General features: G+C 66.5%; 12 protein-coding genes and 2 other RNA genes. 8 read left to right on the plus strand and 6 right to left on the minus strand.

Annotated features, from left to right (window positions below; genetic code table 11):
- Window positions 1-382 precede the first annotated feature (382 nt).
- Entirely contained in the window at window positions 383-1,453 is a 1,071-nt protein-coding gene (locus XarjCFBP7645_RS03610; protein ID WP_104536257.1) for an aldo/keto reductase, read from the plus strand.
- 193 nt (window positions 1,454-1,646) lie between these two features.
- On the opposite strand, the gene XarjCFBP7645_RS03615 is transcribed toward XarjCFBP7645_RS03610, so the two are convergent.
- From XarjCFBP7645_RS03615 to XarjCFBP7645_RS03630, 4 genes are all read right to left on the minus strand, one after another.
- Window positions 1,647-2,285, minus strand: a complete 639-nt coding sequence (locus tag XarjCFBP7645_RS03615; protein ID WP_047127735.1) for a response regulator — start codon at window positions 2,283-2,285, stop codon at window positions 1,647-1,649.
- A gap of 196 nt (window positions 2,286-2,481) precedes the next feature.
- Window positions 2,482-3,531 carry an ABC transporter substrate-binding protein gene (locus tag XarjCFBP7645_RS03620; RefSeq protein WP_104536258.1) on the minus strand — a complete coding sequence of 350 codons (1,050 nt, stop codon included), beginning with the start codon at window positions 3,529-3,531 and terminating at the stop codon, window positions 2,482-2,484.
- Window positions 3,531-4,916 carry a sensor histidine kinase gene (locus tag XarjCFBP7645_RS03625; protein ID WP_053051680.1) on the minus strand — a complete coding sequence of 462 codons (1,386 nt, stop codon included), beginning with the start codon at window positions 4,914-4,916 and terminating at the stop codon, window positions 3,531-3,533. Before XarjCFBP7645_RS03625 ends, XarjCFBP7645_RS03620 begins: the two co-directional genes overlap by 1 nt.
- Window positions 4,909-5,610 carry a response regulator gene (locus XarjCFBP7645_RS03630; RefSeq protein WP_016904741.1) on the minus strand — a complete coding sequence of 234 codons (702 nt, stop codon included), beginning with the start codon at window positions 5,608-5,610 and terminating at the stop codon, window positions 4,909-4,911. The genes XarjCFBP7645_RS03625 and XarjCFBP7645_RS03630 overlap by 8 nt, the downstream gene beginning before the upstream one ends.
- 243 nt (window positions 5,611-5,853) lie before the next feature.
- Between XarjCFBP7645_RS03630 and XarjCFBP7645_RS03635 the strand changes: the two genes are divergently transcribed.
- The 3 genes from XarjCFBP7645_RS03635 to phbB all read left to right on the plus strand — a co-directional run bounded on the left by XarjCFBP7645_RS03635 (window position 5,854) and on the right by phbB (window position 9,388).
- Window positions 5,854-7,047, plus strand: coding sequence for an OprO/OprP family phosphate-selective porin (locus tag XarjCFBP7645_RS03635; RefSeq protein ID WP_047127219.1), 1,194 nt, complete (start codon window positions 5,854-5,856; stop codon window positions 7,045-7,047).
- Between the two features lie 102 nt (window positions 7,048-7,149).
- Window positions 7,150-8,478 carry a CitMHS family transporter gene (locus tag XarjCFBP7645_RS03640; RefSeq protein WP_039519049.1) on the plus strand — a complete coding sequence of 443 codons (1,329 nt, stop codon included), beginning with the start codon at window positions 7,150-7,152 and terminating at the stop codon, window positions 8,476-8,478.
- 169 nt (window positions 8,479-8,647) lie between these two features.
- The gene (gene phbB, locus XarjCFBP7645_RS03645) at window positions 8,648-9,388 is read left to right on the plus strand and encodes an acetoacetyl-CoA reductase (protein ID WP_016904744.1); all 741 of its coding nucleotides are present in this window, start codon (window positions 8,648-8,650) and stop codon (window positions 9,386-9,388) included.
- A gap of 4 nt (window positions 9,389-9,392) precedes the next feature.
- Here phbB and XarjCFBP7645_RS03650 read toward each other — a convergent pair.
- A non-coding RNA gene (locus tag XarjCFBP7645_RS03650) (sX9 sRNA) lies at window positions 9,393-9,468 on the minus strand.
- A gap of 323 nt (window positions 9,469-9,791) precedes the next feature.
- Between XarjCFBP7645_RS03650 and XarjCFBP7645_RS03655 the strand changes: the two genes are divergently transcribed.
- Window positions 9,792-10,823, plus strand: a complete 1,032-nt coding sequence (locus tag XarjCFBP7645_RS03655) for a LacI family DNA-binding transcriptional regulator (RefSeq protein ID WP_024938961.1) — start codon at window positions 9,792-9,794, stop codon at window positions 10,821-10,823.
- Window positions 10,824-10,960: 137 nt separating this feature from the next.
- Here XarjCFBP7645_RS03655 and XarjCFBP7645_RS03660 read toward each other — a convergent pair whose 3' ends face one another.
- Window positions 10,961-12,280: an MFS transporter gene (locus tag XarjCFBP7645_RS03660; protein WP_104536259.1), complete on the minus strand. Its 1,320-nt coding sequence runs from the start codon at window positions 12,278-12,280 to the stop codon at window positions 10,961-10,963.
- Window positions 12,281-12,547: 267 nt separating this feature from the next.
- On the opposite strand from XarjCFBP7645_RS03660, the gene XarjCFBP7645_RS03665 reads away from it, so the two are divergent.
- From XarjCFBP7645_RS03665 to XarjCFBP7645_RS03675, 3 genes are all read left to right on the plus strand, one after another.
- Window positions 12,548-15,004: a TonB-dependent siderophore receptor gene (locus XarjCFBP7645_RS03665; RefSeq protein ID WP_181126163.1), complete on the plus strand. Its 2,457-nt coding sequence runs from the start codon at window positions 12,548-12,550 to the stop codon at window positions 15,002-15,004.
- 34 nt (window positions 15,005-15,038) lie between these two features.
- Window positions 15,039-16,958, plus strand: a complete 1,920-nt coding sequence (locus tag XarjCFBP7645_RS03670; RefSeq protein ID WP_104536261.1) for an alpha-amylase family protein — start codon at window positions 15,039-15,041, stop codon at window positions 16,956-16,958.
- A gap of 328 nt (window positions 16,959-17,286) precedes the next feature.
- Window positions 17,287-17,362: non-coding RNA, sX9 sRNA (locus XarjCFBP7645_RS03675), on the plus strand.
- The last annotated feature ends 29 nt before the right edge of the window (window positions 17,363-17,391 follow it).

Here is a 17,391-nt window from a genome sequence, read left to right on the forward strand (position 1 = left end):
CCCTGCAGCCAGCCCGCAGATCATCCGAACAACATGCATCGCGCATTGCTTGCACCATGCACACCGACTATCCCGACAGGTCCTTGCCCGCCCACCGTCGCGGGACCTTACGCGGCATGGATGCCGCGTAAGAGCCTACAGGGACGTACTTGCGGCGTGTCCTGCGAGGGTGGCCGGGCAAGGGCCCTGCAACGAAGTCGCAGATATCAGCGTCTTGGTCGCTCAATCGCGCCCCAGGAGCACGGATCCCTACGTGACGATGCCGAGGTGACGATCCGGACGATCGGGCAAGGATGCCGGATCACCAGGCTCACGCCGACCCGGCGGTCCGCGGCACAGTGCATCGCAACACGCACAACGCCACTACCGGGAGACACACCGCATGAGTCAGACACTGTCGCTGGACCACTATCGTCTGCTTGGCCGCTCCGGCCTGCGTGTCTCGCCGCTGTCGCTGGGCACCATGACCTTCGGCGAAGACTGGGGTTGGGGCGCGGACGCGGACGAAGCCAGGCGCATCTTCGATGCGTATGCCGACCGCGGCGGCAATTTCATCGACACCTCGGTCAACTACACCAACGGCGGCTCCGAGCGCATCCTCGGCACGCTGCTCAAGCACCGCCGCGAGCGCTTCGTGCTGGCCACCAAGTTCACCATGGCGCGCGATCCGGACAACATCAATGCCGGCGGCAACCATCGCCTCAACCTGATCCGCTCGGTCGAGACCAGCCTGCGCCAGCTCGACACAGACCGCATCGACCTGCTGTATCTGCACGCCTGGGATTTCACCACCTCGCCGGAGGAAGTGATGCGCGGGCTGGAGCATCTGGTGCAGTCGGGCAAGGTGCTCTACATCGGCATCTGCAACACCCCGGCCTGGCGGGTGGCGCAGTTGCAGACACTGGCCGACCTGCGCGGCTGGTCGCCGCTGGTGGCGCTGCAGATCGAATACAGCCTGGTCGAGCGCAGCGTCGAACACGAGTTGCTGCCGATGGCACGCGAGCTGGGCCTGGGCGTGTTGCCCTGGTCGCCGCTGGGCGGTGGCATCCTGACCGGCAAGTACAGCCGCGCCGATCTCTCCGCCGACAACGCGGCCGAGGTCTCGACCAGCCGCAAGGGCGTGATCGCCTCGACCGGGCATCTCAATGCACGCTCGCTGGACATCGCCGACGCGGTCGGTGCGGTCGCCGAAGAACTGGGCGCTTCGCGCTCGCAGGTGGCACTGGCCTGGACCTTGCGCAATCCGGCCGTGGTCTCGCCGGTGATGGGCGCGCGCACGCTGCAGCAGGCCGAGGATAACTTCGGTGCGCTGGAAATCGTCTTGAGCGATGAACACCTGGCTCGGCTGGATCGGATCAGCGCGCTGGCGCCGATCTTTCCGGAACGCTTTATCGGCCGGCCGATGGCGCAGCAACTCATCTACGGCACCTACAAGGTGCAGTTACGCAGTTGATGGATGCATCGCCGACGGACGATCTGTCGGCAGCGATGCACTGCCTCACGTGCAATGATCTTTCACCGACAACGGCACGACCGATCAATCCGTCGCGTCATCGCGCGTTTGCATCGCCGTTCTGCACGGCGCTGCGTCCCAGCACGTCATCGTCATCGCAAAACACGATGCAGCAGACGATCACCAGGAGCGATCAGCCCTCGCCTTCCGGCTCCAGCGCCTTGACCAGCACTGCCGCCTGCGTGCGGCTGTAGCAGTCCAGCTTCTTCAGGATGGCGGTGACGTGCACCTTGACGGTGTTCTCGGCCAGCCCCAGCTCGTGTGCGATCTGCTTGTTGAGCAGGCCGTCGGCCAGGCTCAGCAGCACGCGGAACTGTTGCGGGGTGAGCTGGGCGAGCTTGGAGGCCAGTTGCGCGTCGGCCTCCGAGCGCTCGGCGGTCATCGGCGGGAACCAGGTGCCGCCCTCCAGCACGCTGGCCACCGCGGTGCCGATCGATTCGGCTGGGGTGGATTTGGGAATGAAACCGGCCGCGCCGAACTGCTGCGCGCGCCGGATCACGCGTGGGTGATCGTTGGAGGAGATCACCACCACCGGGATGTCCGGATGCTCGCCACGCACGTGCAACAGCGCCGAGAAGCCGCGTGCGCCCGGCATCGCCAGGTCCAGCAGTACCAGCTCGGCCTGGGGGTGCGAGCGCAGCATCGCGCTCAGCGTGGCGGCGCTGGAGGCCTCCACCACCTCGGCCTGCGGCAGGGTCTGCTGCAGCACATGGATCACGGCGGCGCGGAACAGCGGGTGGTCGTCGGCGACGAGGATGGTGAGATCGGCCATGCGCCAAGTCTGGCACATGGCCGTGTCGGTTTCCCGCGCCCGGGCGTCCGCCTCCACCCCGTTGCGCAGGTATCGGGTCTGTCGGGCAGCCAGCACGTGCGTGGAAAATCGCCGCCCCCAACGCCTCGCACACGCAAGGCCTGCAGCCCACGCCGCGCCGATGCGCAGCCGTTCGCGCAGGTCGTCAGCGCTCGCCCTAGCGCGGTGGCTGCGTGCTGGCCCGCCAGGCGTCCAGAAACTGCCGGCGCTTGAGTCTGTCCAGGTACACCAGCAGGCCGGGGCCAAGCGGGATCGGCCGGAACGGCGGTTGCGCCGAGCCGCCGCGGCCTCCGGCGGCCGGCAGGATCGGCATCAGCCGCGCCTCGCGCGAGAGCACCTGCTGACCGCGTGGCGAGAGCAGGTAATCCAGGAACCTGCGCGCCTCCGGCGCATGCGGTGCGGTCTTGGGGATTACTGCAGTGCGCAAGGCCACCAGCGTGTAGTCCTGCGGCTGCACGATGCCCAGCGGCGCGCCGGCATCGATACGTGTCTGCGCATAGGAACCCAGCACGTTGTAGGCCAGCAGCAGCTCGCCACGGCTGACGCGGTCGAGCAAGGTGCCGGTGCGTTCTTCCAGCCTGACCTGGTTGGCCCCCAACGCGGCCAGCAACGCGCCGGCGATGCTGCCGACCTGCCCGTCCTGGGTGGCGAACAGATAGCCCACGCCGCTGCGCGCGACATCGTAGGTGCCGACCCGGCCGCGCAGCGGCGCGTCGGGCGCGCGCAGCAGGGCCAGCAGTTGCCGGCGCGTGCGCGGCACCCGCGCGGCCGCCAGCTTGCGCGTGTTGTAGACGATCGCCACCGGCTCGTAGCTGATGCCGAACACTTCGTGCCGCCACTGCGCCCACGCCGGCAACGCTTCGGTCTGCGCGGAGCGATGCGCGAGCGCGTGGCCGTCGTTCACCAGCTTGGTCTGCAGGTCCATGCTGGCGCTGATCAGCATGTCGGCGGCAGCCGTGGCCTTGCCCGGATGCAGATAGCGCTCGTAGATATCCCAGGCGATCACGTCCTCGTAGATCACCTCGGTGCCCGGATGCAGGCGCTGGTAGTCCTGGATGACCGCGCCGAACACTTCCAGATCGGTGGAGCCTTGCACGCGTAATTGCGCCTGTTTTGGGCCATGCGCGGGAAACACCCGCACATCGCCGGGCGCGGCCCGCGCAACAACCGGCGCCAGCAAGACCACCATCAGCAACAGCACGCGCATCACCGCGCTCCTCCAGGAAAATGCAACGAGGCGATCAGCCCGCCGCCGACGCGGTTGCTCAGATCGATGCGCCCGCCGTGCGCTTCGACCACGCGCTTGACGATGGCCAGCCCCAGCCCCGCGCCGCCGGCCGGCGCATCCGGCCCGCGGACGAAACGCTCGAACACGCGCTCGGCTTCGGCGGCGGGAATGCCGGGGCCGTGATCGGCGATGGTCAGCACGTGATGGCTGCCGTCGCTGGTGAGCGCGACCTGCAATGGCGCCCCGGCACCGTATTTGCAGGCGTTGTCGATCAGGTTCTTCAGCGCCTCGCGCAGCAGCAATGCATCGCCGCGCAACAGTGCCGGTTGCGGGTCGATCGCCAGGTGCACGCGCGGTGCGCCGTCGCTGCGCGGCAAGGCCTCGTGCAAGGCTTGGTGCAGCACTTCGGCCAGGTCCACGGTGGCAAAGCGCTGCAGGTTGGCGCGGTGGATCACGCTGGCGTCGCTGAGCAATTGATTGAGCAGCCGGCTCATATGGCTGGCATTGCGCTCGATCGCCACCAGGCTGCGTTGCATCTCGCGCGGGTCGTCGTCGTCCATCGCCAGCTGCGCCTGCGCGCGCAAGGCGGCCAGCGGCGTTCGCATCTGGTGCGCGGCTTCGGCCATGAAGGCGCGCAGGGTTTCGTTGCTGGACGACAGCCGCGCCATGAAGCGGTTGAGCGCGGTCACCATCAACTGCATTTCCTGCGGCGCCGGCACGCTGAGCGGTTTCAGGTCGGAGGGCTCGCGCCGCGACAGGTCGCGCTCGATACGCTGCAACGGGCGCAGGGCGCGATACACGCCCAGCCACACCAGGCCCAGGGCGAGCAGCGACAGCACGCCGATCGCCACCAGTGCGTTGAGCACCACATCGCGTGCCACCGCATCGCGCGCGCGCCGGGTCTGACCGACCTGCACGCGCACCTCGCCCTGCCCGGAGGCCGATGCCACCCGATGCATCACCACCGCAAAGCGCACCGGCTCGCCGCTGTAGTCGGCATCGAACAGCACCGGGCGCTCGTCGCCGGGCGCGCGCGCCGGCAACGGCAAGCTCTCTTCGCCGGTGATGGTGCGGCCTTGCGCATCGAACACGCGGTAGAACACGCGGTCTTCCGGTGCCATGCCGAGCAGGTCCAGCGAGGCATACGGCAGGTCCACCTGCCAGTCGCCGCCGACCAGCGCCACGCTGTCGACGATCGACAGGGCCGAGGACACCAGCAGGTGATCGTAGGAGCGGTTGGCGGCCCGCTCGCCGTAGTCGCGTGCGGCAAAGAACAGCACCACCGCGCCCAGCACCGACAGGCTGCCCAGATACAGCAGCAAGGTGCGCCGGATCGACGGTGCCACCATGCGCGGCTCAGCCATCGACGCCCGGCTCCACCGGCGCATGCGGATCGGCTTCTTCGAGCTTGTAGCCGGCGCCGCGCACGGTGACGATGCGCAACGGCGCGCCCGCCAGCTTGCGACGCAGGCGGCCGACATACAGCTCGATCGCATTCGGCCCGGCATCGTCGTCGAAACCGAACAAGCCGTTGCCGATCTCGTCCTTGCCCACCACATGACCCAGGCGCCCGATCAGGATCTCGAACAGGCGGTATTCGCGATTGGGCAACTCGATCGGCACCCCGTCCAGCACCAGCGTGTGCGCGGCGTTGTCGAACACGAACCCGCCGATCTGCACCACCTCGCTGGCCTGCCCGCGATTGCGCCGCAGCAGCACCCGGCAACGCGCCTCGAACTCGCGGAAATCGAACGGCTTGCCCAGGTAGTCGTCGGCCCCGACATCCAGTGCCTGCACGCGGTCTTCGATGCCATCGCGCGCGGTCAGCATCAGCACCGGCGTGGTATCGCCACGCTCGCGCATCCCGGCCAGCACGCGCAGGCCATCCAGCTTGGGCAGACCGATATCCAGCACCACCAGATCGAAGCTCTGATAGCGCAGCACACTCGCCGCCGCCAGGCCATCGGACTGCCAATCCACCGCATGCCCGCTACGGCGCATGCGCCGCACGATGGCATCGGCGAGATCGGCGTTGTCTTCGACTAGCAGCAGGCGCATGGGCGGGGATTGGGGAGTCGGGATTGGGGATTCGCAAAGGCGGTTGGCCGCGGCCGGAAGGTAACAGGCCACGCAAACAAAAGCTTCTTTGACTCTTGCCAATCCCCAATCCCGACTCCCCAATCCCCGCCCCAAACGACAGGTCCATGACAGCTTCACCGGACTAGGCTGCTGCCAACGCGCCGCAGCGTGCTTGTGCGGTGCATCGCTGAACGTGATTCACACATGTACCTGGGAGGGTCTGTGAGCAACGACACCTTGCGTCTGCGCGTCTTCACCACCTGCGCCGCGCTGTGCCTGGCACCGGCGGCGCATGCGGCCGAGGGCGACGGCCCGGTCACCGCCGAGGTGGGTGGGCGCGTGCACTGGGACTTCACCGTGTTCGACAACGACGAACGCGGCACGCCCGAGCGCAACGACACCCAGTTCCGCCGCGTGTGGCTGGATGTGGCCGGCAAGTTCTACGGTTTCACCTACAAGGCCGAGGCGGAATTTGCCGGCCTGCAATACGAGTCCGGCAGCCGCGGCATCCTGGCGCGCGATGTGTACATCGCCAAGAAGTTTTCCGCCGGTACGCTGACCGTGGGCCAGTTCAAGCAGTACTTCTCGCTGGACGATCGCACCGGCTCCAACTACGGCCCGTTCCTGGAACGCGGCTATGCCTCCACCACGCTGGCACCGATCTATCGCAAGGCGATCTCCTGGCAGGCCAATCGCCCCGATGCGACCTGGTCCACCGCGGCCTACAGCCTGGAAAGCATCGACAATTCCTCGACCAAGGGCGGCGCGCTCGGCACGCGGCTGACCTTCGCACCGGAGATGGGCGAGGCACGGCTGCGCCACCTGGGCGTGTCGCTGGCGCACGAGCGCTATTCGCATCCGGGCAGCGGCGGCGCGGCGTCCCTGCTGATCCGGCCACGCCCGGAAAACGATCTGGCCAACAACAGCCGCATCACCCTGGCGCGCTTTGCCGATGGCCGCGATACCGATTTCGATAAATGGTCGCTGGAATACGCCGAAGTGCTGGGCCCTTGGTCGTGGCAGAGCGAATTCAGCGGTGGCCTGCTCGACGACGGCTCGCAGCATGCCAAGGTGTTGGCCAGCTACGGCCTGGTCAGCTGGTTCGTCACCGGCGAGTCGCGCGGCTACGACCGCAAGACCGGGCGTTTCAGCCGGATCAAGACCCCCAACCGTCCCTCCGGCGCGTTCGAGCTGGCCTTGCGCTACGACTACATGCGCGGCGATCAGCATCTGGATGGCCAACCCGACTTCATCAATGCCAGCACACAGTCGTGGACGCTGGGCGGCAACTGGTATTTCAAGCCGAACCTGCGCGTGATGCTCAATGTGATCGACAGCCGCAACCGCGACCGCATGGTCGATGCGGTGGTCGATCACACGCTGGCGGTGACCGGCCGCTTCCAGTACGACTTCTGACCGTTTGCCTGGTCTTCGCATGACGCGTTACCGCTGCTGCAATGCACCCGCCGCCGCGCGCTCCACTCTCCCCCTGCTGTACGCCTCAAAGGATTTGCCCGCATGCTGACCGCGCTCGGTTTCGGAATGGTGATCACCTTCATGTACCTGATCATGAGCAAGCGGCTGTCGCCGCTGGTGGCTCTGATCACGGTACCGATCGTGTTCGCGCTGCTGGGCGGCTTCGGCACCGGCATCAACGAGATGATGCTCGACGGCATCAAGAAGATCGCGCCCACCGGCGTGATGCTGATGTTCGCCATCCTCTACTTCGGCGTGATGATTGATGCCGGCCTGTTCGATCCGCTGGTCGGCCGCATCCTGCGCCTGGTCAAGGGCGATCCGCTGAAGATCGTGATGGGCACGGCGATCCTGGCGATGTTGATCTCGCTCGACGGCGATGGCTCCACCACCTACATGATCACCGTGTCGGCGATGCTGCCGCTGTACCAGCGCCTGGGCATGAACGCGCTCAACCTCACCTGCGTGACCATCCTGGCCAGCGGCGTGATGAACCTGACCCCGTGGGGCGGCCCCACGGCGCGCGCCGCCACCGCCCTGCACGTGGATCCGGCCGATGTGTTCGTGCCGCTGGTGCCGGCGATGGCGATGGCGATCGCCGGCATCCTCACGCTGGCCTGGTATCTGGGTATGCGCGAACGGCGCCGCCTGGGCGTGGTACGCCTGCCCGCCGACGGCAACTGGCTGGACACCAGCATCCCCGAGGAAAGCGATGCACTGCCGCGCGTGGAAGACACCGAGGACATGAAGCGGCCCAAGCTGCTGTGGGTGAACCTGCTCCTGACCCTGGCGCTGATGGCCGCGCTGGTGGTCGGCGTGCTGCCGATGCCGGTGCTGTTCATGATCGGCTTTGCGCTGGCACTGATGATCAACTACCCCAACCTGGCCGAGCAGCGCCGTCGCCTGGTCAATCACGCCGGCAATGTGCTGTCGGTGGTGTCGCTGATCTTCGCCGCCGGCATCTTCACCGGCATCCTGTCCAACACCGGCATGGTCGAAGCGATGTCGCGCAGCTTCCTGGCGGTGATCCCGGACAGCTGGGGCCCGTATCTGGCGGTGATCACCGCGATTGTCAGCATGCCGTTTACGTTCTTCATGTCCAACGACGCGTTCTACTTCGGCGTGCTGCCGATCCTGTCCGAGGCCGCCGGCCACTACGGCATCACCCCGGTGGAAATGGCGCGCGCCTCGCTGGCCGGGCAACCGGTGCATCTGCTCAGCCCGCTGGTGCCATCGACCTATCTGCTGGTCGGCCTGGCCAAGGTCGACTTCGCCGACCATCAGCGCTTCACGCTGAAGTGGGCGGTGCTGATCTCCCTGTTGATGTTGGCGGGCGGGTTGTTGTTTGGCCTGTTTCCGTTGGCGCGCTAGCCGCGCGCCGGGAATGGGGAATCGGGAGTGGGGAATCGTAAGGGCGGCGCTGTGCTGTCATGTCGATTCCTGAGTTCCACATGGCGAACAGAAGCCGCAAAAGCGGCTCCTGCTCTACCGATTCCCCACTCCCGATTCCCCATTCCCCAACTCCGAAGGAGTTCAAGCAATGACACTTCGCATCGCATACGTCACCAGTGGCATGGGCAGTGTGGGTACCGCGATCTGCCAGAAGCTGGCGCGCAGCGGGCATACCGTGGTCGCCGGCTGCGGACCCAATTCGCCGCGCAAGACCTCCTGGCTGCGCGAACAGCGCGAGCAGGGCTTCGAGTTCGTCGCCTCCGAAGGCAATGCCGCCGATTGGGATTCCACCGTGGCCGCGTTCGCCAAGGTCAAGGCCGAGGTCGGCGAGATCGATGTGCTGGTCAATAACGCCGGTGGTAGCCGCGACACCTTGTTCCGGCAGATGAGCCGCGACGACTGGAACGTGGTGATCGCCAGCAACCTGCATTCCCTGTTCAACATCACCAAGCAGGTAGTCGACGGCATGACCGCGCGCGGCTGGGGACGCATCGTCAACATCGGCTCGGTCAGTGCGCACAAGGGCCAGATCGGGCAGATCAATTTCGCCACCGCCAAGGCGGCGATGCATGGCTTCAGCCGCGCCCTGGCGCAGGAAGTGGCCTCGCGCGGGGTCACCGTCAACACCATCTCGCCGGGCTATATCGCCAGCGCCTCGATCAGCAGTTTTCCGCCCGACGTGCTCGACCGCCTGGCCACCTCGGTGCCGATCCGCCGGCTCGGCAAACCGGCCGAAGTCGCCGGGCTGTGCGCCTGGCTCGCCTCCGATGAGGCCGCCTACGTGACCGGCGCCGACTATGCAGTCAACGGCGGCCTGTACATGGGCTGAGAGCCGCTGGCAGAACGTAGCGAGCGGTCGTCAGCTCGATACAGACGGCGCGCCCGAGCAGGACTGTGCGGAGGAGACATGCGGTTCCAGCGCCGAGTGCGCCAGCCGGGCGCTGAGCGCAGTCCTTGCTAATGGCGGTGAAGCATCACTGCTCCGATGCATCACTGCTCTGATGCCTGACTGCTCTGATGCTCGACTGCTCTGAAGCCTCACTCCCCTGAAGCCTCACCGCTCCAAAGCCCCGCGCTAGTCGTGGCCGCTGTCATGCACGCCCCGCGCGCCTGCCGCTTGCATGCAGGTGCGTGATTGCATTGCCCAGGGCGCACAAGCGGCCGCCACTGCGTCGATCAACCCGCCTCCAACGCGAACTGATTACACTCGGGTTTTTCCGCACTGCGCTGACATGGCCAAACCTTCAGAACGCGCCACGCCGGGTGCCCGCCCGCAGATGGCCGACATCGCCCGCATGGCAGGCGTGTCCGAATCCACCGTGTCGCGTGCCCTGGCCGGCAGCCCGGTGGTGGCCGAGCGGACGCGTGCGTACATCAAGCAGATTGCCGCCGATGCCGGCTACCAGGTCGATCCGATCGCGCGCAGCCTGCGCGCCAAACGCTCCAACACGGTGAGCGTGGCAGTGCCGATGATGCATGCGCTGGACCAGCCGCTGTCGGACCCCTTCATGATGACGATGCTGGCGCTGCTGGCCGAGGAACTGACCGGGCGCGGCTACAGCATGCTGCTGTCCAAGCTCGACCGGCATCAGGACGGATGGGTGGAACAACTCGCACGCGGCAGCCGCTCCGATGGCGTGATCGTGTTGGGGCAAAGTTCCGAACATGCCGCGCTGGACGAAGCCGCGCGCGATGGCCTGCCGATGGCGGTCTGGGGCAGCCGCATCGACGGGCAGTCGTACATCAGCGTGGGCAGCGACAATTTCCAGGGCGGCGCGCTGGCCACCGAACATCTGATCGCCAGCGGCCGTCGCCGCATCGCCTTTCTCGGCGACGACCAGTTGCCCGAGGTCGCACCGCGCTTTGCCGGCTATCGCCATGCACTGCAGCGGCACGGGCTGGAGTTCGATACGCGCCTGCATGCGCGCAGCCACTTCCTCAGCGAAGATGCCTACCGCCTCACCCGCGCCATGCTCAAGAAGACCGATCCGCCGGATGGGCTGTTCGCCGCCTCCGATGTGATTGCGGTCGGCGCGATCCGCGCCCTGGTCGAAGCCGGGCATCGCGTGCCGCAGGACATCTCGCTGGTGGGCTTCGACGATATTCCGCTGGCCGCCTACAGCCAACCGCCGTTGACCACGGTGCGGCAGGACCTGGGCCTGGCCGCGCGCCTGCTGGTGGACCGGCTGCTGGCGTTGATCGGCGGCGAAGCGGTGGAGTCGGTGGAGATGCCGGTGAAGTTGGTGGTGCGTGAGTCGGCGTGAGGCCGGGAATGGGGATTGGGGAATCGGGAATCGTAAGGGCGGGCGTGCTGGTGTGCGGTGCGCAACTGCGCGTTGCCGCCGGCGTGATCGCGGTCGGTTGTTTCAGTACGCAGCGACACAGGCGTGACGCGTCGCGGCTACACCACTGCTGCCTTGGGCTTGCGGACGCGTACGCATAGCATCGCCACAGCGGCGGCCAGCATCAGTGCGCCGGCCAGGCGGATCACGTTGCGTGGGTCGCCGTGCAACAACCACTCGTAGTACAGCGGCAAGGTGACGATCTGGATCAGCATCGGCAGCACGATGAACAGGTTGAACAGGCCCATGTACACACCGGTGCGCTCGGGCGGAATGCTGTCGGCCAGCATCAGGTACGGGTTGCCCATCATGCTGGCCCAGGCGAGCCCGATGCCGATCATCGGCAGCAGCATCAGCCAGCGGTCCTGGATACCCGGCAACACCCACATGCCCACGCCAGCCGCGACCAGGCAGGCCGCATGCGTGTACTTGGGGCCGATGCGGCGCACCACCGGCACCATCGCAAACGCAGCCAGAAACGCGACGAAATTGTAGAACCCGCCGATCTGCCCATTGACCAGGCCGGCCTGGCGGAAGCCATGCGAGTCGGCTTCGGTGGTGCCGAACAAGCTGGTCGATAGCGACAGCACGATGTACTGCCAGTAGCAGAAGATCGCGTACCACTGGAACAGCATCACCGGCGCGAGCTGGCGCATCGTCGGCGGCATCGCGCGCAGGGCGCAGTAGATTTCGCGCACTGTGGCGCCCAGGCCGGCACCGGTCTGGCGCATCCGCGCGATCTCTGCCGGCGCAAGCACCGGCTCGCGCACGCTGCGCGCGGTGAGCAGGATCGAGGCCGCGGAAAACCCCGCGCCGATCACGAAGGCGGCGATGGTGACATAGGGAATGTGGTGCGCATTGGCGGCATCCTGGTTCATCCCCATCCACACCAGCAACGGCGGGGTGAGATAGGCCAGCGTCTGCGCCAGCCCAGTGAACGCGCTCTGGGTGAGATAGCCCAGCGGCCGCTGCGGTGGCGCCAGCACATCGCTGACCAGCGCACGGTATGGCTCCATCGCCACGTTGTTGGCCGCATCCAGGATCCACAGCAGGCACACCGCCATCCATAGCGCAGTGCTGAACGGCATCGCCAGCAGGCACAGGCTGCACACCAGCGCGCCCAGCACCATGTAGGGCATGCGCCGGCCCCAACGGGTCACCGAGCGGTCGCTCCACGCGCCGACGAACGGCTGCAGCACCAGCCCGGTGATCGGCCCGGCCAGCCACAGGTACGGCAGGCTCGCGTGATCGGCGCCCAGATAGTTGTAGATCGGGCTCATGTTGCTCTGCTGCAGGCCGAAACTGTATTGCACGCCGAAGAAGCCGGCGTTGAGCGCCAGGATGCGCGCGAAGGAGAACGGAGCGGCGGTCGACGACATGCAAAGCCCTGGGCATCGGTGCGGCTCCCAGTGGCCGCAGCGCACTGTACCCTGCCGCCTCTACAATCGATTGTAACGCTGCGCTGCAGCACGCTTTCGCGCGTAATTACATCAGCTCTTGAACCCGAAAATTATGTTGCATCGCAAGATTGCAATCGATTGTATTGCGGCGTATTACTGCGCTCGCACTGCAGGCCACACGGCCGCTCCCTGGGAGGGGACGATGCAGGCGTCGGCATACCACCATCCGTGAGAGAGAGAACCGCGATGTCCACCTTGCACACCCTGCGCCTGCATGCCCTGGCCTGCGCGGTCGCCTCCTGCCTGTGCGCGCCTGCCGCGCTGGCGCAGGACGCGACCACGGCCGCACCCGTCACGCCGCCGGCCGCCGACAGCGCCGCGGTCAATCTGGATTCGGTGTTCGTCACCGGCACCTCCACCGCCACCACCAAGCTGAAGTCCAGCGTGTCGGTGAGCACCGTCGGCGCCGAGGCGATCGAACAATCGGCGCCGCGCAGCACTGCGGAAATCTTCCGCAACATCCCCGGCATCCGCTCCGAATCCAGCGGTGGCGAAGGCAACGCCAACATCGCCGTGCGCGGCCTGCCGGTCGCTTCCGGCGGCGCCAAGTTCCTGCAGCTGCAGGAAGACGGCCTGCCGGTGATGGAGTTCGGCGATATCGCCTTCGGCAACTCGGACATCTTCCTGCGCTCGGATTTCACCCTGGACCGCATCGAAGCCATCCGCGGCGGCTCGGCATCGACGTTCACCAGCAATGCGCCCGGCGGCATCATCAACTTCATCAGCAAGACCGGCGACACCGCAGGCGGCAGCGTCGGCGTGAGCCGCGGCCTGGATTACGACAACACCCGCGTGGACTTCGACTACGGCGCGCCGTTCGCGGAAAACTGGCAGTTCAACATCGGCGGCTTCTTCCGCCAGGGCGATGGCGTGCGCGATGCCGGTTACACCACCGACAAGGGCGGCCAGCTCAAGGCCAACCTGACCCGGCTGTTCGAGAATGGTTATGTGCGCGTCTACGGCAAATACCTCAACGATCGCGCCGCCGGTTATCTGCCGGTGCCGACCTCCGTGCGTGGCCGCGACGGCTCGCCGGACCTGGGCGGCTTTGCCGGTTTCGATCCGGGCAACGACACCTTGTACAGCCGCAATTTCCGCACCGATGTCGGCCTGGACGGCAACAACCAGCCGCGCCGCACCGACCTGGGCGACGGCATGCATCCGATCTCGCGCACCATCGGTGCTGAGGCCTGGTTCGACCTGGGCAGCGGCTGGAACCTGAGCGAGAAGTTCCGCATCGCCGACAACAGCGGCCGCTTCGTCAGCCCGTTCCCGGCCGAGGTCACCGATGCCGCCACGCTCGCCGCGTCCATCGGTGGCGCCGGCGCGCAACTGGTGCAGGCCAGCGGCCCGGACGCCGGTCAGGCCTACACCGGCAACGCGATCCGCACGCATCTGTTCAACGTGGCGATCAACGACCTGGGCAACGTCACCAACGACCTCAGCGTCTCGCGCGCGTTCGGCGGTGACGGCCGCACGCTCAACCTGCGCATGGGCTATTACAGCTCGCGCCAGACCATCGACATGGACTGGACCTGGAACTCCTACGTGCAGAGCCTGGGCCGCGATTCGCGCCTGCTCAACGTGGTCGACGCCGGCGGCGTGTCGCGTTCGCAAAACGGTTTGTATGCGTACGGCACCCCGTTCTGGGGCGATTGCTGCATCACCCGCAGCTACGACGTGCGCTATGACGTCAATGCGCCCTATGTCGCACTGACCTTCGACAGCGGCAAGTTCAGCATCGACGGCAGCCTGCGTTACGACATGGGCGATGCACGCGGCAGCTATGCCGGCACCGCGATCGCGCAGAATCTGGACGTTAACGGCGATGGCGTGATCCAGCCGGTGGAACAGCGCGTGGCCACGGTCGATACCGCCAACGCGCGGCCGGTGGATTACGACTGGAATTACCTGTCGTACTCGCTGGGCAGCAATTACCTGATCAACAACGACCTGGGCGCGTTCGCGCGCATCAGCCGCGGCGCACGCGCCAATGCCGACCGCCTGCTGTTCGGCGTGGTCCGCGACGACGGCTCGGTCTCCTCCGATGAAGGCGTCAACGTGGTCCGCCAGGCCGAAGCCGGCCTGAAGTGGCGCCGCGACGGCCTGAGCCTGTTCGCCACCGCGTTCTCGGCGCGCACCGAGGAACAGAACTTCGAAGTCACCAGCCAGCGCTTTTTCAACCGCAGCTACGAGGCGCACGGCGTGGAGCTGGAAGCCAGCTACCGCTACGAAGGCTTCACCGTCAACGGCGGCCTGACCTGGACCGATGCGCAGATTTCCAAGGACCAGATCACGCCGCAAAACACCGGCAACGTGCCGCGTCGCCAGGCCGATGTGGTGTGGCAGTTGACGCCCAGCTATCGCGGCGACGGCTACCAGTTCGGCATCAACCTGATCGGCACCACCGATGCCTACACCCAGGATTCCAATCAGCTGAAGATGCCGGGCTACACGCAGGTGAACCTGTTCGGCGACTACCGCGTGACCGACGCACTCACCGTCGCGCTCAACGTCAACAACCTGTTCAACACCTTCGGCCTGACCGAGGCCGAGGAAGCCAGCATCCCGGCCAACGGCATCATCCGTGCACGCTCGATTGCCGGCCGCACCACCAGCATCAGCCTGCGTTACGACTTCTAAGGACCCCTCGCCGGGTTCGTCCCGGCGCTTGCCAATGAGCACCTCCCCCACCGATTTCACTGCTTTGCGCGCAGCCTTTGCCGCGCCACTGGATGCCCAGCGTGCGAGCGCGCTGTTGCCGCGCTTCGACCGGCATGCACCGCGTCTGCTGGATGCGTTGCACGCCTTGTACGGCGCACGCCCCGACGCTGCGTCCTGGTTGACGCAGTGGCTGGCTGCGTTGGGCAACCACGCACAGCAGCGCCCGCAGGCGCTGCAACAGCTGGACCTCACGCGTCAGCCCGGCTGGTTCGGCGAGCAGCACATGCTGGGCTACAGCGCGTACGTAGACCGCTTTGCCGGCACCCTGCAAGGCGTGGCCGAACGCGTGCCGTATCTACAGGAACTGGGCGTGCGCTATCTGCACCTGCTGCCGTTTCTGCGGGCACGCGCCGGCGATAACGATGGCGGCTTTGCGGTCAGCGATTACGGCCAGGTCGAACCGGGCCTGGGCAGCAACGACGATCTCGTCGCGCTGACCACGCGCCTGCGCGAAGCCGGCATCAGCCTGTGCGCGGATTTCGTGCTCAACCATACCGCCGACGATCACGCCTGGGCGCAGGCGGCGCGGGCCGGCGATGCGCGCTATCTCGATTACTACCACCACTTCGCCGATCGCACCCTGCCCGACCAGTACGAAGCCACATTGGGACAGGTCTTCCCGCACACTGCACCCGGCAACTTCACCTGGGTGGACGACACCGGCCAGTGGATGTGGACCACGTTCTATCCCTATCAGTGGGATCTGAACTGGAGCAACCCGGCGGTGTTCGGCGAGATGGCGCTGGCGATGCTGCAGCTGGCCAATCTGGGTGTGGAAGCGTTCCGCCTGGATTCCACCGCGTATCTGTGGAAGCGCACCGGCACCGACTGCATGAATCAACCCGAGGCGCATACCTTGCTGGTGGCGCTGCGCGCGGTCACCGATATCGTTGCGCCGTCGGTGGTGATGAAGGCCGAAGCCATCGTGCCGATGACGCAATTGCCGCCCTACTTCGGCAGCGCTGCGGACCAGGGCCACGAATGCCACCTGGCCTATCACAGCACGCTGATGGCGGCCGGCTGGTCGGCGCTGGCGCTGCAACGCGGCGACATCCTGCACAACGTCATCGCACATAGCCCGCCATTGCCGGCCAATTGCGCGTGGCTGAGCTATGTGCGCTGCCACGACGACATCGGCTGGAACGTGCTGCAACACGAGGCCGCCGGCAATGCCGCGCAGCCGCCGTTCGCGCTGCGCGATGTCGCGCGCTTCTTTGCAAATGAGGTGCCGGGCAGTTATGCGCGTGGCGAGAGCTTCCAGAGCAGTGGCGACGGCGTGCACGGCACCAACGGCATGGCCGCGGCACTGGCCGGGATTCAGGCCGCACAGGCGTCGGGCGATGCAGCGGCGTTGAGCATGGCGGTGGACCGGCTGGTATTGCTATATGCCATCGCGCTGGCGATGCCGGGCGTGCCGTTGATCTACATGGGCGACGAACTCGCCCTGTCCAACGACGGTAGCTACCGCGACGATCCGCAGCGTCGGCACGAAGGCCGCTGGTTGCATCGTCCGGCAATGGATTGGCCGCTTGCGGCGCAGCGCGAGGATGCGGGCAGCCCGAGCGGCACGGTGTATCGCCGGCTACGTGGACTGATCCGGCAACGTGCTGCGCTGCCCGCACTGGCCGCCGATCAGGCGCTGGGTAGCGTTGCGCTGGGCGATCCGCGCCTGTTTGCATTGACGCGTGGCGATGGCTTCTTGGCTGTGCACAACTTCGGCGACCAACCGCTGACGGTGGCGCTTGCCGCGATCGGAGATGGCCGATGGAAGGTGTTGGCGGATGGCGGTGAGGAGGCTGCCGAATCGCTGGGCGATGACATGCGGCTGGTGCTGCCGGCGTATGCAGTGCGCTGGCTTGAGCGTATTGCCTGAACGATTTTGTGCAGCTTTGTAGCGCTCTTGCAGGGCGGACAATCTGCGCTAATGCGGACGATCTGCGGCCTGGCAGCAGGGCCCTTGCCCGTCCACCGTCGCGGGACACGCCGCAAGTACGTCCGTGTAGGCTCTTACGCGGCATCCATGCCGCGTAAGGTCCCGCGACGGTGGACGGACAAGTGCCAGTCGGGATGGTCGGTGCGCCTGGTTGCAAGCGCGGGACTGGGTCGGGCTGTCGGATGCTGCGACATTCCGAAGGCCCACGACGAAGGACGCTAGAACTGCACTCACCGTCGGACAGGTGCGGCCACCGCTCGGCACCGGTATGTACCACTCGTACACGCGGTTGCTCCGCAACGTCCGCACCACACCTGACGACTACTCGCTCCGTTTTGCTAGCCGCCCCGAATCAAACGTCGCGATGTCTTCC

It is taken from the genome of Xanthomonas arboricola, assembly GCF_002940665.1.
GTDB classification, from domain to species: Bacteria; Pseudomonadota; Gammaproteobacteria; order Xanthomonadales; family Xanthomonadaceae; genus Xanthomonas; species Xanthomonas arboricola_B.